This is a genomic window from Janthinobacterium sp. GW460-12-1-14-LB5 (genome assembly GCF_059423585.1).
This window is the reverse complement of record NZ_JBWKYD010000004.1, coordinates 199,214-215,605: the sequence shown is the minus strand read 5'-3', so window position 1 is coordinate 215,605 and position 16,392 is coordinate 199,214. Positions and strand designations below refer to the sequence as shown.

Here is a 16,392-nt window from a genome sequence, read left to right as displayed (position 1 = left end):
ACTGCATCGTCAGCGCATACAGCTTTTTTACACTGGCGTCCTTACTTCAAGGATGCGCCATGCAAAAAACTCTGTTAGTCAAAGCGTTGATCGTGTTCGGCCTGATGCTGCTGATCGGCCTGCCTCTGCTGATGATTCAGGAAACGATCAAGGAGCGGATGGAATTCCGCCAGGAAGCCGTCAACAGCATCGCCGCCGATTCCGTGCGCGAACAAACCATCATCGGTCCCATCCTGGTGATTCCCTACACGGAGCAGTACGAAGAGCGCGTGGAGGTGGCCAAGGGTGATGACAAGGAAGCGAAATCGGCGGTGCGCACGGAGTTGCTGCGCCGCACGGTGCAGCGCCGTCTGCTTGTCTACCCGCACAATTTACTGCTCAACGGTAACATCGAGACGGACCGCCGTTACCGCGGCATCCACCAGGTGCTGGTCTATAGCGGTCAGCACGCGTTCAAGGGCGACTTCACGGTGCCGGCCAGCAGCCAGCTGCCGCGCAAGTCGCCGGACTCGCGCGTGACCCTGGGGGCGCCGTTTGTGGCCCTGTCCATCGAGGACGTGCGCGGTATCCGTAATATTCCGAAAATCGACTGGGGCGGCCAGAAGATCGAGTTCGAGCAGGGGACCGACCTGTTCGCCTTCCGCAGCGGCTTGCATGCGCCGCTGGGCGCCATGCCGCTGGCGGCGCCGCAGCAGGTGCGCTTCAGCTTTGACCTGGGCCTCGATGGCATCGAACGCCAGCATTTCGTGCCGGTGGCGAAAAACAGTCAGATCAGCATCAAGTCTAACTGGCCCCATCCGCAGTTTGGCGGGCGCTTCCTGCCGTCGCCGAAATTCCGCCAGATCAACGCCGATGGCTTTCAGGTCGAGTGGAGCATCTCCTCGCTGGCCACCAATGCGCAAACGCAGCTGAGCACGATCGAGGGTGAATTCAAGGTGCCCGACAGCGCGCCGCTGGGCCAGATCGACCGCTTCAGCGTGGGCTTCATCGAGCCGGTGAACGTGTACTCGCAATCGGATCGCGCTACCAAATATGGCTTGCTGTTCGTGGCGCTGACCTTTGCCGCCTTCTTCATCTTCGAAATTTTGAAGAGCCTGCCGATCCACCCGGTGCAGTATCTGCTGGTGGGGTTGTCGCTGGTGATCTTCTTCCTGCTGCTGGTGGGCCTGGCCGAGCACATCGCCTTCCTGGCCGCCTACCTGATCGCCAGCGCCGCCTGTATCGTGCTGACCAGCTTTTATCTGGTGCACGTGTTGCACAACGCCTGGCGCGGCATCGGCTTCGGCGTGGGGCTGACCATGCTGTACGGCGCCCTGTATGGCTTGCTGAGCTCGGAAAACAATGCGCTGGTGATGGGTAGCATCCTGCTGTTCGCCGTGCTGGCCGCGATCATGGTGGCGACGCGCAAGGTGGACTGGTATCAGATTGGCAAGGGCACCCAATAGTCCACTGGCGCAATCGCGTGGCGCATGAAAACATTGCCGATTTTGTAAATAAGTGGTTTTAAGTTGGTATTGTTTACGGTACTCTTTGGTATTGATTGCCGAGAAGCACGAAACTACGTGCGGCGGCGCAGCGGCGTAGTAGGGCGGCGACAGGCAGGATGGCTTGCCGCCGCTTGGCAAGACCTTCCATCCCCACTGATAAAAAACCTGGAGACAGTACCATGATCAAGAAACTGGCTTTTTTCCTCTTCGCCTGCAGCCTGAGCGGCAGTTATGCCTATGCCACGAGTGCTGAATTGCAGCAATGCTATTACGGTTGCTGGCAAAAGGTTGCCAGCTGCACCGGTGGCGGCGGCCTGGGCGGAAGCAGTCCGATCTGCCAGATGATTCTCGATACCTGCACCGCCAGCTGCGATCGCACGTACGGCGGCTAAGGCGGCAAGTCCGGCAGTGCCTGTCCGGCGTGCCGGCGCGGCGCTGTTTGGCGGCCGGAAGCATGCGGCGCGAGCAGGGCGGCAAGCCCCTCTCGCGCCGTTTCTCTTCATGGCGCCGTCCCGCATGGATGGCCTTCGCGCACTGCTTTCCCTCTCAATTCCCCTGCCCTGACAACTCCCGCAGGGGCGTCGCGCAACACTTTGACATACCTCGTGTTAACTTGTTGCGTCAAGGGTTTTTGTGCTATATACTAGCCGGCTTCGGTATGGATTCGTCTTTTTTGAGTCCTACGTTACTTTGTAGTTAAACAAGCCCCGCCCAATCGCAGGTGGGAATGGAGAAAAAATGAGCCTAGGCCTTCTCGGTCGCAAGGTTGGTATGATGCGCATTTTCACGGATGAAGGGGATTCGATTCCTGTCACCGTGTTGGACGTATCGAACAACCGTGTTGCGCAAATCAAAACCCCTGAAACAGATGGCTACTCCGCTGTTCAGGTCGCATTCGGTCAACGTCGCGCTTCCCGCGTGACCAAAGCTGTTGCTGGTCATCACGCTAAAGCTGGTGTTGAAGCCGGTACTCTGTTGAAAGAGTTCCGTGTCGACGCTGCCAAAGCCGCTGAACTGAAAGCTGGCGATGTTGTCGCTGCTTCCCTGTTCGAAGTCGGTCAAAAGATCGACGTGCAAGGCGTTACCATCGGTAAAGGCTATGCAGGCGTTATCAAACGTTACCACTTCGCTTCTGGCCGTGCAACGCACGGTAACTCGCGTTCGCATAACGTTCCAGGTTCCATCGGTATGGCACAAGATCCAGGTCGCGTTTTCCCTGGTAAGCGCATGACCGGTCATCTGGGTGACGTTAACCGTACGATCCAGAACCTCGTGATCGCCCGTATCGATGCCGACCGTCAGCTGTTGCTGGTCAAAGGCGCGATTCCAGGTGCGAAAAATGGCCAGGTAGTTGTCTCGCCAGCCATCAAAACCAAAGCCAAGAAGGGAGCTTAAACGATGGAACTCAAGCTTCTGAATGCGCAAGGTCAAGCCGCCTCGAACGTTGCTGCAGCCGATACGATTTTCGGCCGTGACTACAATGAAGCGCTGATCCACCAAGTCGTCATCGCTTATCAAGCGAATGCACGTAGTGGTAACCGCAAGCAAAAAGACCGTGAAGAAGTTCACCACACGACGAAAAAGCCATGGCGCCAAAAAGGTACCGGCCGCGCTCGTGCTGGTATGTCGTCGTCGCCACTGTGGCGCGGCGGTGGTCGGATTTTCCCGAACTCGCCTGACGAAAACTTCACCCACAAAGTGAACAAAAAGATGTATCGCGCAGGTATCTGCTCGATCCTGTCGCAGCTGGCTCGCGAAGAGCGCCTGATCGTCATCGACGATCTGACGATCGACGCGCCAAAAACCAAGCTGCTGTCGCAAAAATTGAACGGCCTGGGCTTTGATTCGGTTCTGATCATCACCGACGTTCTGAACGAAAACCTGGAACTGGCATCGCGCAACCTGCCTAACGTACTCGTCGTTGAGCCACGTCACGCAGACCCGATGTCCCTGGTGTTCTACAAGAAGATCCTGGTCACCAAAGCTGCATTGGCCAAGATTGAGGAGATGCTGGCATGAGCGCGATTTTGAAACATAGCGAAGAACGCTTGATGAAGGTGCTGTTGGCGCCCGTGATTTCCGAAAAGGCCACCATGGTCGCGGAAAAGAACGAGCAAATTGTATTCCGCGTATTGCCGGATGCAACCAAGCCTGAAATCAAGGCAGCGGTCGAACTGCTGTTCAAGGTTGAAGTTCTGTCCGTGCAAACTGCAAACCGCGAAGGTAAGCAAAAACGCACCGGCAAGTTCAACGGTCGTCGTAACCATACCAAGCGTGCTTTCGTGTGCCTGAAGCCTGGCCAGGAAATCAACTTCTCCGAGGAGGCTGCATAATGGCACTCGTTAAGATGAAACCAACCTCGCCAGGCCGTCGCGGCATGGTGAAGGTGGTGAATGCCGACCTGTACAAAGGTCGTCCGTTCGCTGCCCTGGTTGAAAAGAAATCCAAGACCGCTGGTCGTAACAACAACGGTCACATCACCACCCGTCATATCGGTGGTGGTCACAAGCAACACTACCGCTTGATCGACTTCAAGCGCACCAAAGATGGTATTCCAGCGAAAGTGGAACGTATCGAATACGATCCAAACCGCACCGCGAATATCGCTCTGTTGTGCTACGCCGACGGCGAACGTCACTACATCATCGCAACCAAAGGCATGGCCGTTGGCGACAGCGTGATGAACGGTTCGGAAGCACCGATCAAATCGGGTAACTGCTTGCCAATCCGTAACATCCCAGTCGGTACCGTGATGCATTGCGTTGAAATGCTGCCAGGTAAAGGTGCCCAAATGGCACGTACCGCCGGCGCTGGCGTTGTGCTGATGGCTCGTGAAGGTACCTACGCTCAAGTGCGTCTGCGCTCGGGTGAAGTACGTCGCGTGCACATCGAGTGCCGTGCTACGGTTGGTGAAGTCGGCAATGCCGAGCACAGCCTGCGTAAAATCGGTAAGGCTGGCGCGATGCGCTGGCGCGGTGTTCGTCCTACCGTTCGCGGTGTGGTCATGAACCCGGTCGATCACCCGCACGGTGGTGGTGAAGGTAAAACAGCAGCTGGTCGTCATCCAGTTTCGCCTTGGGGCCAACAGACTAAGGGTAAGAAGACACGCAGCAACAAGCGTACTACTTCCATGATCGTCTCGCGCCGCGGCAAGAAATAAGGGGTAGCACATGACACGTTCATTGAAAAAAGGGCCGTTCTGTGACGCCCACCTGGTGAAAAAAGTTGAAGCCGCGCAAGCAGCCAAAGACAAAAAGCCAATCAAAACCTGGTCGCGTCGTTCGACAATCATGCCTGACTTTATCGGCCTGACGATCGCGGTGCATAACGGCAAGCTGCACGTGCCGGTTTATGTTTCCGAAAACATGGTTGGTCACAAGCTCGGCGAATTCGCACTGACCCGTACGTTCAAGGGCCATGCAGCTGACAAAAAGGCTAAGAAATAATGGAAACTAAAGCTATCCTCAAAGGTGTGCGCCTGTCGGACCAAAAGGGCCGCCTGGTTGCTGACCTGATCCGTGGCAAGAAAGTTGACGCTGCACTCAACATCTTGCAATTCAGCCCGAAAAAAGGTGCTGCGATCATCAAGCGCGTTCTGGAATCCGCTATTGCGAATGCCGAGCACAATGATGGTGCGGACATCGACGAATTGTTCGTGAAAACGATCTACGTCGAAAAGGGCCCGGTCCTGAAGCGCTTCACCGCGCGTGCAAAAGGCCGTGGCGACCGTATTTCGAAACAATCCTGTCACGTTTACGTGACTGTCGGTAACTAAGGAGCCACGATGGGTCAGAAAATTCATCCAACCGGTTTCCGTCTGGCGGTCACCCGTAACTGGGCTTCGCGCTGGTATGCAGGCAACGGTAATTTCGCTGCCATGCTGAACGAAGACTTGAAAGCACGTGCTTACCTGAAAAAGAAACTGAAGAACGCTTCCGTTGGCCGCATCGTTATCGAGCGCCCAGCCAAGAACGCGCGCTTCACGATCTACAGCTCGCGTCCAGGCGTGGTCATTGGTAAAAAAGGCGAAGACATCGAAGTACTGAAGTCGGCGCTGACCAAGATCATGGGCGTACCTGTTCACGTGAACATCGAAGAAATTCGCAAGCCTGAAATCGACTCGCAACTGATCGCCGATTCGATCTCGCAGCAGCTGGAAAAACGGATCATGTTCCGCCGCGCCATGAAGCGTGCAATGCAAAATGCAATGCGCCTGGGTGCTCTCGGTATCAAGATCATGTCGTCCGGCCGTCTGAACGGTATCGAAATCGCGCGTAAAGAGTGGTACCGCGAAGGCCGCGTGCCTCTGCATACCCTGCGCGCCGATATCGACTACGGTACCAGCGAAGCGTCGACCACCTACGGCATCATCGGTGTCAAGGTGTGGGTATACAAAGGTGACCGCGCGCCGAACGGCGATGCACCAGTCATCGATACCCCAGCTGACGAGAAGAAAAGCCGCGGCCCACGCCGTGACGATGGCAAGCCAGCTGGCCGTCCACGTCCAGCCGGTGCCGGTGCGAAACCATCCACAGCACCAGGTGCACGTGTGCGTACCGCCGCTAAACCGGCCGCCGCAGCAGCACCAGCTGAGAAAGCAGGAGAATAATCATGCTGCAACCAGCACGCAGAAAGTATCGTAAAGAGCAGAAAGGCCGTAATACCGGTATTTCGCACAGCCGCGGCACCGCCGTGTCGTTTGGCGAATTCGGTCTGAAGGCAGTTGCGCGCGGTCGTATCACTGCGCGTCAAATTGAAGCGGCGCGTCGTGCAATGACGCGTCACATCAAGCGCGGTGGCCGTATCTGGATCCGTATTTTCCCGGACAAACCGATTTCGAACAAACCGGCTGAAGTCCGTATGGGTAACGGTAAAGGTAATCCTGAGTACTACGTCGCTGAAATTCAGCCAGGCAAAGTACTGTACGAAATGGATGGCGTTGATGAAGCGCTGGCACGGGAAGCATTCCGTCTTGCCGCCGCTAAACTGCCACTGGCGACGACGTTTGTCATCCGCCAAGTCGGCCAATAATTGGAGTTGTATATGAAAGCATCTGAACTCCGCGGCAAGGACCAGCCAGCTCTGCAAAAAGAGCTGAATGACCTGTTGAAGGCACAGTTCGGCCTGCGCATGCAAATCGCTACGCAGCAGCTGAGCAACACTTCGCAGCTCAAGAAGGTACGCCGCGATATCGCGCGTGTGAAGACGGTAATGAATCTGAAGGAAGCCAAATGAACGAACCAGTGAAACAGTCGCTCAAGCGCACGCTGATCGGTAAAGTGGTTTCGGACAAGATGGACAAGACCGTTACCGTTCTGATCGAGCGCCACGTAAAACATCCTTTGTATGGCAAGATCATCATGCGCTCGAACAAGTATCACGCGCATGACGAGACCAACCAAGTCAAGGCCGGTGACACGGTTGAGATCCAGGAAGGTCGCCCGATCTCCAAAACGAAGGCATGGACGGTGACACGTGTGGTTCAAGCCGCACCAACCGTTTAAATAAAAACCACCGTTTCGGCGGTGGCTTTTAATTAGTACTTGCAGGCCCGCAAATTGTATGTAATACTTGCGGGCTTCGTTCATGTAACGCCGCAAAGTGTCTGGCCACAGACAGTAGCATTCGCGGTCAGTTGATGTATGAAGGTCATGCACCCAAACAGTGAAGCCCAGCAGGGCGGCTCTGGCGGGACCAAGACTGACCGTGGGTCTACATTGTGTGGATTCTTCGGCTTAAGTTGGGAAAGAGAATACTATGATTCAAACTGAAAGCCGGCTCGAAGTGGCTGACAATACCGGTGCCAAAGAAGTAATGTGCATCAAGGTATTGGGCGGCTCCAAGCGCCGTTATGCTGGCATTGGCGATGTGATCAAGGTAACCGTTAAGGTTGCTGCGCCACGTGGTCGTGTCAAAAAAGGTGAAATTTATAACGCCGTGGTTGTGCGCACCGCTAAAGGTGTTCGCCGCCAAGACGGTTCCCTGGTGAAGTTCGACGGCAACGCCGCCGTTCTGTTGAACGCCAAGCTGGAACCGATCGGTACCCGTATTTTTGGACCTGTCACGCGCGAACTGCGCACTGAGAAGTTCATGAAAATCGTGTCCCTGGCACCGGAAGTCCTGTAAGGAGTCGTAATGGATAAGATTCGTAAAAACGACGAAGTCATCGTTCTGACCGGGAAAGACAAGGGCAAACGTGGTGTGGTACAGCAGCGTATCGATGCTGAACATATCGTGGTTGACGGCATTAACATCGCTAAAAAAGCGACTAAGCCAAACCCGATGACTGGCGTAACTGGTGGTATCGTCGATAAGACCATGCCAATTCACGTGTCCAACGTTGCATTGTTTAATGCAGCGACTGGCAAGGCAGATCGCGTGGGTTTCAAAGAAGTGGACGGCAAGAAAGTCCGCATCTTTAAATCCTCCGGCGAAGTAGTGAAGGCTTAAGAAATCATGGCACGTCTCCAAGAATTCTATAAAGAAAAAGTCGTTGCCGACCTGACCAGCAAGTTTGGTTACAAGTCGGTAATGGAAGTTCCACGCCTGACCAAGATCACCCTGAACATGGGTGTTGGTGAGGCTATCGCGGATAAAAAAGTTCTCGAGCACGCAGTTGCTGACTTGACCAAGATCGCCGGCCAGAAGCCAGTGACCACCAAGTCCCGCAAAGCGATCGCAGGCTTCAAAATCCGTGAAGGTTACCCGATCGGTACGATGGTCACCCTGCGCGGCGCTCGCATGTACGAGTTCCTGGATCGCTTCATTACCGTGGCTCTGCCGCGCGTACGCGATTTCCGTGGTGTGAACGGCCGTGCATTTGATGGTCGTGGCAACTACAACATCGGTGTCAAGGAACAGATCATTTTCCCTGAAATCGAATACGACAAGATTGACGCGTTGCGCGGTATGAATATCAGCATCACGACAACCGCTAAGACCGATGACGAAGCCAAAGCTTTGCTCGCCGCCTTTAAATTCCCTTTCAGGAACTGATCATGGCCAAACTGTCACTGATTAATCGTGAGATCAAGCGTGCTGACCTGGTGGCGAAATTCGCCCCTAAGCGCGAAGCTCTCAAGGCCATCGTCGATGACCAATCGAAATCGGAAGAAGAGCGCTACGAAGCTCGCCTGAAATTGCAGGCGCTGCCACGTAACTCGAACCCGACGCGTCAACGTAACCGTTGCGCCATCACTGGTCGTCCGCGCGGCACATTCCGTAAATTCGGTCTGGGTCGTATCAAGCTCCGTGAATTCGCCATGCGTGGTGAAATTCCGGGTATGACAAAAGCAAGCTGGTAATAGGAGAATATGCAATGAGTATGAGCGATCCTATCGCCGATATGCTGACCCGCATTCGCAATGCACAAGGCGTGCAAAAGACGACCGTGGCCATGCCATCGTCGAAAGTCAAAATTGCGATTGCCAGCGTCCTGAAGGACGAGGGTTACATTGAAGATTTCGCTGTTGCCGAAGCTGGTGGCAAAGCGGAACTGAAAATCGGTTTGAAGTATTATGTTGGCCGTCCCGTCATTGAGCGCTTGGAGCGCGTGTCCCGTCCGGGTCTGCGCGTCTACAAGGGTAAAGACGAGATCCCTGTTGTGATGAATGGCTTGGGTGTGGCGATCGTGTCGACTCCGCAAGGCGTCATGACTGACCGCAAAGCACGCGCTACCGGTGTCGGCGGCGAAGTTATTTGCTACGTGGCTTAAGGAGTTACACATGTCTCGAGTAGCTAAAATGCCTATCGTAGTGCCAGCTGGCGCCGAAGTCGCCATCTCCGCACAAGCGATCACCGTAAAAGGCCCGCTGGGCGTACTTTCCCAGGCCCTCACCGGTCAGGTCAAAGTGGAAAACAATGCAGGAACCCTGAGTTTCGACGTGGCGAACGACAGCCGCGAAGCCAATGCCATGTCCGGCACGCTGCGCGCACTGGTCAACAACATGGTTGTTGGCGTCACCAAGGGTTTCGAGAAAAAGCTGAACCTGGTAGGCGTGGGTTACAAGGCGCAAGCTCAAGGCGACAAGTTGAATCTGTCCCTGGGTTTCTCGCACCCTGTAGTGCATGACATGCCAGCTGGCGTTACCTGCGCAACACCAACCCCGACCGAGATCCTGATTAAAGGTATCGACCGTCAACAGGTTGGCCAGGTAGCCGCTGAAGTTCGTGCTTACCGCGCTCCTGAGCCTTATAAAGGCAAGGGCGTTCGCTATGCGGACGAAGTGGTTAAGCTTAAAGAAACCAAGAAGAAGTAATTAGGGGCTGACGATGGATAAGAAAGAATCACGGCTTCGCCGCGGACGCCAAACCCGCATCAAGATTGCGGAATTGAAAGTAAATCGCTTGTCGGTGCATCGCACCAACCTGCACATTTACGCCAACCTGATCAGCCCGGACGCTAAAGTCCTGGTTTCGGCCTCGACGGCTGAAGCGGAAGTTCGCGCTGAACTGGCAGGCCAATCCGGCAAAGGCGGCAATGCCGCTGCTGCAGCCTTGATCGGCAAGCGCGTCGCTGAAAAAGCGTTGAAAGCAGGAATTACCGAAGTTGCGTTCGACCGCTCCGGTTTCCGTTACCACGGCCGTGTGAAAGCGTTGGCAGAAGCCGCACGCGAAGCCGGTCTGAAGTTCTAAGGATCAATCATGGCAAAAATGCAAGCAAAAATGCAAAGCGACAAGCCGGATGATGGCATGCGCGAAAAAATGATCGCGATCAACCGCGTGACCAAAGTGGTCAAGGGTGGTCGTATCATGGGTTTCGCCGCGCTGACCGTAGTTGGTGATGGCGATGGCCGCGTCGGCATGGGCAAGGGCAAATCGAAAGAAGTGCCAGTTGGCGTGCAGAAGGCAATGGAAGAAGCCCGTCGCAACCTGATCAAAGTACCGCTCAAAAACGGCACCTTGCATCACACGGTTGTTGGTCGTCACGGCGCCTCCAAGGTCCTGATGAACCCAGCTAAGCCTGGTACTGGCGTTATCGCTGGTGGCGCAATGCGCGCTATCTTCGAAGTGATGGGCGTGACGGACGTGGTGGCGAAATCCACCGGTTCGAACAACCCATACAACCTGGTACGCGCTACGCTGGACGGCCTGTCGAAAATGAGCACTGCTTCCGATATCGCTGCCAAACGCGGCAAGTCGGTCGAAGACATTCTGGCTTAAGGTGGACAAAATGACAAACACAGTCAAAGTGCAATTGGTCAAGGGCTTGATCGGTACGCGCGAATCGCATCGCGCTACCGTGCGCGGTCTGGGTCTGCGTCGTGTAAATTCGGTTTCCGAATTGCAAGACACCCCATCCGTACGCGGCATGATCAATAAAGTATCGTATCTCGTTAAAGTTGTCGGGTAAGCCTTCGGGCTTACACGAACGGAGCAAATCATGGAATTGAATACTATTGCACCAGCCGAAGGCGCTAAGCACTACAAGCGTCGCGTCGGTCGCGGTATCGGCTCCGGCCTGGGTAAAACCTCGGGTCGTGGTCACAAAGGTCAGAAATCGCGTTCGGGCGGCTTTCATAAAGTCGGTTTCGAAGGCGGTCAGATGCCTCTGCAACGCCGTCTGCCTAAGCGCGGTTTCAAATCGATGCACGCCACCTTCAAAGCTGAAGTGCGCCTGTCCGATCTGAACAACCTGGCTGTTGGCGATGTCGACATTCTGGTCTTGAAGCAAGCTGGCGTTCTGGGCGTGTTGGCCCGTGACGTGCGCGTGATCTTGTCCGGCGAAATCACCAAAGCGGTGAATTTGAAGGGCTTGAAAGTGTCCGCTGGCGCGAAAGCAGCCATCGAAGCAGCCGGCGGCTCGGTAGCCTGAGTTGACCGCTAACAGCTTGATCGGAGCGAAAATTGGCGACTAATCCACAACTTGCTAAAAGTGCAGCGGCCGGTTTCCCTTGGGGACGGCTCTGGTTTTTGCTTGGCGCATTGGTGGTTTATCGTATCGGTGCTCACGTCCCGGTTCCCGGGATTGACCCGACACAATTAGCCTCGCTGTTCAAGGAGCACGAAGGCGGCGTCCTGGGCATGTTCAACATGTTCTCGGGCGGTGCCTTGTCTCGTTTTACAGTGTTTGCGCTGGGTATCATGCCTTATATCTCGGCCTCGATCATCATGCAATTGCTGTCGATCGTGTCACCGCAGATGGAAGCGTTGAAAAAAGAAGGCGAAGCAGGTCGTCGCAAGATCACCCAGTACACCCGGTATTTCACGGTTGCCCTGGCACTGTTCCAAGCGTTAGGCATTGCAGTCGCACTGGAGTCGCAAGCTGGTCTGGTGTTGGAACCTGGTCTTGCATTCCGCTTCGTGACGGTCGTCACTTTGTTGACCGGAACAATGTTTTTGATGTGGTTGGGTGAGCAAATTACCGAGCGTGGCTTGGGGAATGGCATCTCGATCATCATTTTTGCCGGGATTGCAGCAGGTCTGCCGTCGGCGTTGGGTGGCTTGTTCACTCAGGTGTCGAATGGTTCGATCGGCAGCTTCAGCGCGATTTTCATCGTGATTCTGGTAGCACTGGTAACGTACTTCGTTGTATTCGTCGAACGTGGTCAGCGCAAAATATTGGTCAATTACGCGAAGCGCCAGGTAGGCAACAAGATTTATGGCGGTCAAACCAGCCATTTGCCGTTGAAGCTGAACATGGCCGGCGTGATCCCGCCGATCTTTGCTTCTTCGATCATCTTGTTCCCGGCCACTATCGTGGACTGGTTTTCAAAGGGCGCCGACAACGCTAACCCTGCGGTGCGGTTCTTGAAAGATTTGGCAGCATCGATGGGGCCTGGTGAGCCTATCCATGCGCTGTTGTACGCAGTGGCGATCGTGTTTTTCTGTTTCTTCTATACAGCGCTGGTATTTAACAGCAAGGAAACAGCGGATAACTTGAAGAAAAGCGGTGCGTTCATTCCCGGGATCCGTCCAGGCGAGCAGACAGCCCGTTACATCGACAAGATCCTGACACGCTTGACACTTGCCGGCGCAGTCTACATCACCCTGGTGTGTTTATTGCCGGAATTTATGCAAGCCCAGTGGAAAGTACCATTCTATTTCGGCGGTACTTCTTTATTGATTATTGTAGTTGTCACCATGGATTTCATGGCGCAAGTACAGAACTACGTGATGTCGCAGCAATATGATTCGCTGCTGCGCAAAGCAAATTTCAAGGGCGGAATTCCGACGCGTTAAGCGCGGTAAACATACCGAATGGCAAAAGACGACGTCATACAGATGCAGGGCGAGATTCTTGAGAATCTCCCAAATGCAACATTTCGAGTGAAGCTGGAGAACGGACACGTGGTGCTCGGGCATATTTCAGGTAAAATGCGGATGAACTATATTCGCATTCTCCCTGGAGACAAGGTGACGGTGGAGTTGACGCCGTATGACCTGAGCCGAGCCCGCATTGTGTTCCGTACCAAGTAACACACTGAATCAAACCAAAGAAGCGAAAGAAAGAGCCCAAAAATGAAAGTTCTCGCATCAGTCAAGCGGATCTGCCGCAACTGCAAGATCATCAAGCGCAAAGGCGTAGTCCGCGTTATCTGCGTGGAACCACGTCACAAGCAGCGTCAAGGTTAATCGAGGAATAACAAATGGCACGTATTGCAGGGGTTAATATCCCAAATCATCAGCATACCGTTATCGGCCTGACGGCCATCTACGGTGTGGGCCGTCCACGCGCAGAGAAAATCTGTGCATCGACCGGTGTAGCAACCAACAAAAAGATCAAAGATCTGGATGACAGCGAACTGGAAAAACTGCGCGATGAAGTAGGTAAATTCATCGTCGAAGGCGATCTGCGTCGTGAACTGTCCATGAACATCAAGCGTTTGATGGATCTGGGTTGCTACCGCGGCATGCGTCATCGTAAGGGTCTGCCTTGCCGTGGCCAGCGTACGCGTACGAACGCACGTACCCGCAAGGGACCGCGTAAAGCCGCTCAATCGCTGAAAAAATAATCCGCTAGGGAATAATTATGGCTAAGTCGCAAAATAACGCCGCATCAGCACGCGTGCGTAAAAAAGTTAAAAAGAACGTCGCTGAAGGCATAGCGCATGTCCACGCTTCGTTCAATAACACCATCATTACCATCACCGATCGTCAAGGCAATGCCTTGTCGTGGGCTACCTCCGGCGGTGCAGGCTTCAAGGGTTCGCGTAAATCGACCCCGTTCGCAGCGCAGGTCGCCGCGGAAGCCGCTGGTAAAGTGGCTGTTGAGTGTGGCGTGAAGAACCTGGAAGTACGTATCAAGGGCCCAGGTCCTGGTCGTGAATCCGCCGTTCGCGCGCTGAACAACCTGGGCATCAAGATCACCGAGATCCAGGACGTGACGCCGGTACCGCACAACGGTTGCCGTCCACCGAAACGTCGTCGTATCTAAGATAGTGTTGCAGAGGGCGCTTCGGCGCCAGCTGCTTTGCTGTCTGTTGTAACTCAGTACAGTTGTGTGAAAACGCTGGAGCAGGGAGCCGGAAACGGTTATACTGCCCGGCTGTTCTTGCCTGTCAAATCCTGTTTGACGGGTTTTTCGTTTTCAGCCACCGTCTGATTGAAACCAAATCAGACTAGCGCCTAACCGCATCAGTGTGTTTGATCATACATGTGGCTGGGGCGTTATCATTTAAAAAAAGGAAGTATCGTGGCACGTTATATCGGACCTAAAGCAAAACTTTCCCGCCGTGAAGGTACAGACCTGTTCCTGAAGAGCGCACGTCGCTCGCTGGACAGCAAGTGCAAACTGGACGTCAAGCCAGGCCAGCACGGTGTCAAATCCGGCGCCCGCACCTCGGACTACGGTAACCAACTGCGCGAAAAGCAAAAAGTCAAGCGTATGTACGGTGTGCTGGAACGTCAATTCCGCCGCTACTTCGCTGAAGCAGACCGTCGTAAAGGCAACACCGGCGAAACGCTGTTGAAGTTGCTGGAAACGCGTCTGGACAACGTTTGCTACCGCATGGGCTTTGGCTCGACCCGCGCTGAAGCGCGTCAATTGGTCAGCCACAAAGCATTCACCGTGAACGGTATCGTTGTGAACATCGCTTCGTACTCGGTCAAAGTTGGCGACATCATCGCTGTTCGTGAAAAATCGAAAAAGCAAGTGCGTATCGTTGAAGCACTGTCGCTGGCCGAACAAGTTGGCATGCCTAGCTGGGTTTCGGTTGATGCCAAGAAAATGGAAGGTACCTTCAAGTCCCTGCCAGAGCGTAACGAAATCGCTAACGACGTCAACGAATCGCTGATCGTCGAGCTGTACTCGCGTTAATAGTAGTCAGTAGCAAGATCTCCGCCCACTTTGCTTTTGTAAAGTGGGCGTTTCACTAATGCCATCAGCCTTATCGGTGTAATGAGCCGAGGGTATTGAAAAGGACATTTCATGCAAAACAGTTTGTTGAAGCCACGTATTATCGATGTTGAAGCTCTCGGTGCAGGTCACGCCAAGGTCGTGATGGAACCGTTCGAGCGCGGCTATGGCCACACATTGGGTAACGCGTTGCGCCGCGTTCTGCTGTCGTCGATGGTGGGCTACGCGCCGACCGAAGTGACGATCGCTGGCGTCGTCCACGAATATTCTTCCCTCGATGGCGTGCAAGAAGACGTCGTCGATCTGTTGCTGAACTTGAAGGGTGTGGTTTTCAAAGTCCACAACCGCGATTCGGTAACCCTGACCCTGAAAAAAGAAGGCGAAGGCGCGATCCTGGCCTCCGACATCGACCTGCCGCATGACGTCGAACTGATCAACCCTGACCACGTGATCGCCCACCTGACCGCTGGTGGCAAGCTGGACATGCAGATCAAGGTTGAAAAAGGCCGCGGCTACGTTCCTGGTAACGTGCGTCGCCTGTCGGAAGACACGAACAAGACCATCGGCCGCATCATTCTCGATGCATCGTTCTCGCCAGTGCGCCGCGTATCGTACTTCGTTGAATCGGCCCGCGTTGAACAGCGTACCGACCTGGACAAGCTGATCATCAACATCGAAACCAACGGCGTGATTTCGCCGGAAGAAGCGATCCGCCAGTCGGCCCGCGTCCTGGTGGACCAGTTGAACGTGTTCGCTGCCTTGGAAGGCACGGAAGCCGCCGCCGAAGCGCCATCGCGCGCTCCGCTGGTCGATCCTATCCTGTTGCGTCCAGTCGACGACCTGGAGTTGACCGTGCGTTCGGCGAACTGCCTGAAAGCGGAAAACATCTACTACATCGGCGACCTGATCCAACGTTCGGAAAACGAACTGCTGAAAACGCCAAACCTGGGCCGCAAGTCCCTGAACGAAATCAAGGAAGTGCTGGCATCGCGCGGCTTGACCTTGGGCATGAAGCTGGAAAACTGGCCGCCTGCCGGCCTGGAAAAGTAATTCGTAGTTGTAGCAAACTGCCTGGGACAGGTGTCCCAGGCTTTTATTTTGTAGTACCAAACCGGTCCGCGGCTAGTCGGGGTTTCCCGCCAAGCCGATCGAAGAACTGGATTTAAACACTCACCGAAAGGATTTATCATGCGTCACGGTCACGGCCTCCGTAAACTGAATCGTACCTCGTCCCACCGTCTGGCAATGCTGCGCAACATGACAGTATCGCTGCTGCGTCACGAAGCGATCAAGACCACCCTGCCAAAAGCAAAAGAACTGCGCCGCGTTGTTGAGCCAATTCTGACCCTGGGCAAAACCGACTCCCTGGCAAACAAGCGTCTGGCCTTCAACCGCCTGCGCGACCGCGAAATGGTCGTCAAGCTGTTCGCTGAACTGGGCCCACGTTTTGCCAACCGTAACGGTGGTTATGTGCGTATCCTGAAAATGGGTTTCCGCGTCGGCGATAACGCTCCTATGGCGTTCGTTGAACTGATGGATCGTCCAGATACGACCGAAGCAGTTGAAGTTGCTGGCGAGTAATCCCAGTAATTGCATCTGAGAAAGCCA

At 54.6% G+C, this 16,392-nt stretch carries 30 protein-coding genes; all 30 read left to right on the top strand.

The annotated features are described in order from the left end of the window. Positions 1–59 precede the first annotated feature (59 nt). The 30 genes from creD (at position 60) to rplQ (ending at position 16,365) form a co-directional block, all read left to right on the top strand. Positions 60–1,445, top strand: a complete 1,386-nt coding sequence (creD, locus tag AC07X6_RS05655) for a cell envelope integrity protein CreD (protein ID WP_494790340.1) — start codon at positions 60–62, stop codon at positions 1,443–1,445. A gap of 221 nt (positions 1,446–1,666) precedes the next feature. Continuing rightward, positions 1,667–1,879, top strand: coding sequence for a hypothetical protein (locus AC07X6_RS05650; RefSeq protein ID WP_436497771.1), 213 nt, complete (start codon positions 1,667–1,669; stop codon positions 1,877–1,879). Between the two features lie 346 nt (positions 1,880–2,225). Next, complete coding sequence (gene rplC, locus AC07X6_RS05645) at positions 2,226–2,882, top strand: 50S ribosomal protein L3 (RefSeq protein ID WP_010394393.1); 657 nt, start codon at positions 2,226–2,228, stop codon at positions 2,880–2,882. A gap of 3 nt (positions 2,883–2,885) precedes the next feature. Beyond that, on the top strand, positions 2,886–3,506 hold the full coding sequence (rplD, locus tag AC07X6_RS05640; RefSeq protein ID WP_034753197.1) for a 50S ribosomal protein L4: 621 nt from the start codon (positions 2,886–2,888) through the stop codon (positions 3,504–3,506). Then, positions 3,503–3,820, top strand: coding sequence for a 50S ribosomal protein L23 (rplW, locus tag AC07X6_RS05635; protein ID WP_010394398.1), 318 nt, complete (start codon positions 3,503–3,505; stop codon positions 3,818–3,820). The genes rplD and rplW overlap by 4 nt, the downstream gene beginning before the upstream one ends. Continuing rightward, entirely contained in the window at positions 3,820–4,647 is an 828-nt protein-coding gene (rplB, locus tag AC07X6_RS05630) for a 50S ribosomal protein L2 (RefSeq protein WP_034753198.1), read from the top strand. Before rplW ends, rplB begins: the two co-directional genes overlap by 1 nt. A gap of 10 nt (positions 4,648–4,657) precedes the next feature. Then, positions 4,658–4,933: a 30S ribosomal protein S19 gene (gene rpsS / locus AC07X6_RS05625; RefSeq protein WP_008444295.1), complete on the top strand. Its 276-nt coding sequence runs from the start codon at positions 4,658–4,660 to the stop codon at positions 4,931–4,933. Beyond that, positions 4,930–5,262, top strand: a complete 333-nt coding sequence (gene rplV, locus AC07X6_RS05620) for a 50S ribosomal protein L22 (RefSeq protein ID WP_170840583.1) — start codon at positions 4,930–4,932, stop codon at positions 5,260–5,262. The genes rpsS and rplV overlap by 4 nt, the downstream gene beginning before the upstream one ends. A gap of 9 nt (positions 5,263–5,271) precedes the next feature. After that, on the top strand, positions 5,272–6,096 hold the full coding sequence (rpsC, locus tag AC07X6_RS05615; protein WP_092718261.1) for a 30S ribosomal protein S3: 825 nt from the start codon (positions 5,272–5,274) through the stop codon (positions 6,094–6,096). A 2-nt stretch (positions 6,097–6,098) separates the two neighbouring features. After that, positions 6,099–6,518 (top strand): 50S ribosomal protein L16, encoded by a 420-nt coding sequence (gene rplP / locus AC07X6_RS05610; RefSeq protein WP_034753201.1) that lies wholly within the window; start codon positions 6,099–6,101, stop codon positions 6,516–6,518. Between the two features lie 12 nt (positions 6,519–6,530). After that, a complete protein-coding gene (gene rpmC / locus AC07X6_RS05605) occupies positions 6,531–6,722 on the top strand; it encodes a 50S ribosomal protein L29 (protein ID WP_010394412.1) in 192 nt (63 codons plus the stop codon). Further along, positions 6,719–6,991 (top strand): 30S ribosomal protein S17, encoded by a 273-nt coding sequence (gene rpsQ, locus AC07X6_RS05600; protein WP_010394415.1) that lies wholly within the window; start codon positions 6,719–6,721, stop codon positions 6,989–6,991. The genes rpmC and rpsQ overlap by 4 nt, the downstream gene beginning before the upstream one ends. 253 nt (positions 6,992–7,244) lie before the next feature. Beyond that, the gene (gene rplN, locus AC07X6_RS05595; RefSeq protein ID WP_008444317.1) at positions 7,245–7,613 is read left to right on the top strand and encodes a 50S ribosomal protein L14; all 369 of its coding nucleotides are present in this window, start codon (positions 7,245–7,247) and stop codon (positions 7,611–7,613) included. A 9-nt stretch (positions 7,614–7,622) separates the two neighbouring features. Further along, a complete protein-coding gene (gene rplX, locus AC07X6_RS05590; protein ID WP_034753204.1) occupies positions 7,623–7,937 on the top strand; it encodes a 50S ribosomal protein L24 in 315 nt (104 codons plus the stop codon). Positions 7,938–7,943: 6 nt separating this feature from the next. Continuing rightward, positions 7,944–8,483 (top strand): 50S ribosomal protein L5, encoded by a 540-nt coding sequence (rplE, locus tag AC07X6_RS05585; RefSeq protein WP_010394421.1) that lies wholly within the window; start codon positions 7,944–7,946, stop codon positions 8,481–8,483. 2 nt (positions 8,484–8,485) lie between these two features. Further along, complete coding sequence (gene rpsN / locus AC07X6_RS05580) at positions 8,486–8,791, top strand: 30S ribosomal protein S14 (RefSeq protein WP_010394423.1); 306 nt, start codon at positions 8,486–8,488, stop codon at positions 8,789–8,791. Between the two features lie 14 nt (positions 8,792–8,805). Next, positions 8,806–9,201, top strand: coding sequence for a 30S ribosomal protein S8 (gene rpsH, locus AC07X6_RS05575; protein WP_034753208.1), 396 nt, complete (start codon positions 8,806–8,808; stop codon positions 9,199–9,201). Between the two features lie 10 nt (positions 9,202–9,211). Continuing rightward, positions 9,212–9,745, top strand: coding sequence for a 50S ribosomal protein L6 (gene rplF / locus AC07X6_RS05570; RefSeq protein ID WP_034778281.1), 534 nt, complete (start codon positions 9,212–9,214; stop codon positions 9,743–9,745). Positions 9,746–9,758: 13 nt separating this feature from the next. Beyond that, positions 9,759–10,121 carry a 50S ribosomal protein L18 gene (gene rplR, locus AC07X6_RS05565; RefSeq protein WP_010394431.1) on the top strand — a complete coding sequence of 121 codons (363 nt, stop codon included), beginning with the start codon at positions 9,759–9,761 and terminating at the stop codon, positions 10,119–10,121. A gap of 9 nt (positions 10,122–10,130) precedes the next feature. Then, the gene (gene rpsE / locus AC07X6_RS05560; protein ID WP_010394433.1) at positions 10,131–10,649 is read left to right on the top strand and encodes a 30S ribosomal protein S5; all 519 of its coding nucleotides are present in this window, start codon (positions 10,131–10,133) and stop codon (positions 10,647–10,649) included. Between the two features lie 10 nt (positions 10,650–10,659). Beyond that, the gene (gene rpmD, locus AC07X6_RS05555; protein WP_010394435.1) at positions 10,660–10,839 is read left to right on the top strand and encodes a 50S ribosomal protein L30; all 180 of its coding nucleotides are present in this window, start codon (positions 10,660–10,662) and stop codon (positions 10,837–10,839) included. A gap of 30 nt (positions 10,840–10,869) precedes the next feature. Continuing rightward, positions 10,870–11,301: a 50S ribosomal protein L15 gene (rplO, locus tag AC07X6_RS05550; RefSeq protein ID WP_034753211.1), complete on the top strand. Its 432-nt coding sequence runs from the start codon at positions 10,870–10,872 to the stop codon at positions 11,299–11,301. A 32-nt stretch (positions 11,302–11,333) separates the two neighbouring features. Continuing rightward, on the top strand, positions 11,334–12,668 hold the full coding sequence (secY, locus tag AC07X6_RS05545) for a preprotein translocase subunit SecY (protein ID WP_010394438.1): 1,335 nt from the start codon (positions 11,334–11,336) through the stop codon (positions 12,666–12,668). An 18-nt stretch (positions 12,669–12,686) separates the two neighbouring features. Further along, on the top strand, positions 12,687–12,905 hold the full coding sequence (gene infA / locus AC07X6_RS05540; protein ID WP_005663428.1) for a translation initiation factor IF-1: 219 nt from the start codon (positions 12,687–12,689) through the stop codon (positions 12,903–12,905). A gap of 42 nt (positions 12,906–12,947) precedes the next feature. Beyond that, on the top strand, positions 12,948–13,061 hold the full coding sequence (gene rpmJ, locus AC07X6_RS05535; protein ID WP_010394471.1) for a 50S ribosomal protein L36: 114 nt from the start codon (positions 12,948–12,950) through the stop codon (positions 13,059–13,061). Between the two features lie 14 nt (positions 13,062–13,075). After that, the gene (gene rpsM, locus AC07X6_RS05530; RefSeq protein ID WP_046681666.1) at positions 13,076–13,441 is read left to right on the top strand and encodes a 30S ribosomal protein S13; all 366 of its coding nucleotides are present in this window, start codon (positions 13,076–13,078) and stop codon (positions 13,439–13,441) included. 17 nt (positions 13,442–13,458) lie between these two features. Beyond that, a complete protein-coding gene (gene rpsK / locus AC07X6_RS05525; RefSeq protein WP_010394475.1) occupies positions 13,459–13,863 on the top strand; it encodes a 30S ribosomal protein S11 in 405 nt (134 codons plus the stop codon). Positions 13,864–14,121: 258 nt separating this feature from the next. After that, positions 14,122–14,745, top strand: coding sequence for a 30S ribosomal protein S4 (gene rpsD / locus AC07X6_RS05520; RefSeq protein WP_038496998.1), 624 nt, complete (start codon positions 14,122–14,124; stop codon positions 14,743–14,745). Positions 14,746–14,856: 111 nt separating this feature from the next. Then, on the top strand, positions 14,857–15,834 hold the full coding sequence (locus AC07X6_RS05515; RefSeq protein ID WP_008444343.1) for a DNA-directed RNA polymerase subunit alpha: 978 nt from the start codon (positions 14,857–14,859) through the stop codon (positions 15,832–15,834). 138 nt (positions 15,835–15,972) lie between these two features. After that, the gene (gene rplQ, locus AC07X6_RS05510; RefSeq protein WP_034753219.1) at positions 15,973–16,365 is read left to right on the top strand and encodes a 50S ribosomal protein L17; all 393 of its coding nucleotides are present in this window, start codon (positions 15,973–15,975) and stop codon (positions 16,363–16,365) included. The last annotated feature ends 27 nt before the right edge of the window (positions 16,366–16,392 follow it).

What these genes read in the sequence shown, in the direction of transcription:
- creD (WP_494790340.1), top strand. Translation starts at nt 60, where the DNA reads ATGCAAAAAACTCTGTTAGTCAAAGCGTTGATCGTGTTCGGCCTGATG.
- AC07X6_RS05650 (WP_436497771.1), top strand. Translation starts at nt 1,667, where the DNA reads ATGATCAAGAAACTGGCTTTTTTCCTCTTCGCCTGCAGCCTGAGCGGC.
- rplC (WP_010394393.1), top strand. Translation starts at nt 2,226, where the DNA reads ATGAGCCTAGGCCTTCTCGGTCGCAAGGTTGGTATGATGCGCATTTTC.
- rplD (WP_034753197.1), top strand. Translation starts at nt 2,886, where the DNA reads ATGGAACTCAAGCTTCTGAATGCGCAAGGTCAAGCCGCCTCGAACGTT.
- rplW (WP_010394398.1), top strand. Translation starts at nt 3,503, where the DNA reads ATGAGCGCGATTTTGAAACATAGCGAAGAACGCTTGATGAAGGTGCTG.
- rplB (WP_034753198.1), top strand. Translation starts at nt 3,820, where the DNA reads ATGGCACTCGTTAAGATGAAACCAACCTCGCCAGGCCGTCGCGGCATG.
- rpsS (WP_008444295.1), top strand. Translation starts at nt 4,658, where the DNA reads ATGACACGTTCATTGAAAAAAGGGCCGTTCTGTGACGCCCACCTGGTG.
- rpsC (WP_092718261.1), top strand. Translation starts at nt 5,272, where the DNA reads ATGGGTCAGAAAATTCATCCAACCGGTTTCCGTCTGGCGGTCACCCGT.
- rplP (WP_034753201.1), top strand. Translation starts at nt 6,099, where the DNA reads ATGCTGCAACCAGCACGCAGAAAGTATCGTAAAGAGCAGAAAGGCCGT.
- rpmC (WP_010394412.1), top strand. Translation starts at nt 6,531, where the DNA reads ATGAAAGCATCTGAACTCCGCGGCAAGGACCAGCCAGCTCTGCAAAAA.
- rpsQ (WP_010394415.1), top strand. Translation starts at nt 6,719, where the DNA reads ATGAACGAACCAGTGAAACAGTCGCTCAAGCGCACGCTGATCGGTAAA.
- rplN (WP_008444317.1), top strand. Translation starts at nt 7,245, where the DNA reads ATGATTCAAACTGAAAGCCGGCTCGAAGTGGCTGACAATACCGGTGCC.
- rplX (WP_034753204.1), top strand. Translation starts at nt 7,623, where the DNA reads ATGGATAAGATTCGTAAAAACGACGAAGTCATCGTTCTGACCGGGAAA.
- rplE (WP_010394421.1), top strand. Translation starts at nt 7,944, where the DNA reads ATGGCACGTCTCCAAGAATTCTATAAAGAAAAAGTCGTTGCCGACCTG.
- rpsN (WP_010394423.1), top strand. Translation starts at nt 8,486, where the DNA reads ATGGCCAAACTGTCACTGATTAATCGTGAGATCAAGCGTGCTGACCTG.
- rpsH (WP_034753208.1), top strand. Translation starts at nt 8,806, where the DNA reads ATGAGTATGAGCGATCCTATCGCCGATATGCTGACCCGCATTCGCAAT.
- rplF (WP_034778281.1), top strand. Translation starts at nt 9,212, where the DNA reads ATGTCTCGAGTAGCTAAAATGCCTATCGTAGTGCCAGCTGGCGCCGAA.
- rplR (WP_010394431.1), top strand. Translation starts at nt 9,759, where the DNA reads ATGGATAAGAAAGAATCACGGCTTCGCCGCGGACGCCAAACCCGCATC.
- rpsE (WP_010394433.1), top strand. Translation starts at nt 10,131, where the DNA reads ATGGCAAAAATGCAAGCAAAAATGCAAAGCGACAAGCCGGATGATGGC.
- rpmD (WP_010394435.1), top strand. Translation starts at nt 10,660, where the DNA reads ATGACAAACACAGTCAAAGTGCAATTGGTCAAGGGCTTGATCGGTACG.
- rplO (WP_034753211.1), top strand. Translation starts at nt 10,870, where the DNA reads ATGGAATTGAATACTATTGCACCAGCCGAAGGCGCTAAGCACTACAAG.
- infA (WP_005663428.1), top strand. Translation starts at nt 12,687, where the DNA reads ATGGCAAAAGACGACGTCATACAGATGCAGGGCGAGATTCTTGAGAAT.
- rpmJ (WP_010394471.1), top strand. Translation starts at nt 12,948, where the DNA reads ATGAAAGTTCTCGCATCAGTCAAGCGGATCTGCCGCAACTGCAAGATC.
- rpsM (WP_046681666.1), top strand. Translation starts at nt 13,076, where the DNA reads ATGGCACGTATTGCAGGGGTTAATATCCCAAATCATCAGCATACCGTT.
- rpsK (WP_010394475.1), top strand. Translation starts at nt 13,459, where the DNA reads ATGGCTAAGTCGCAAAATAACGCCGCATCAGCACGCGTGCGTAAAAAA.
- AC07X6_RS05515 (WP_008444343.1), top strand. Translation starts at nt 14,857, where the DNA reads ATGCAAAACAGTTTGTTGAAGCCACGTATTATCGATGTTGAAGCTCTC.
- rplQ (WP_034753219.1), top strand. Translation starts at nt 15,973, where the DNA reads ATGCGTCACGGTCACGGCCTCCGTAAACTGAATCGTACCTCGTCCCAC.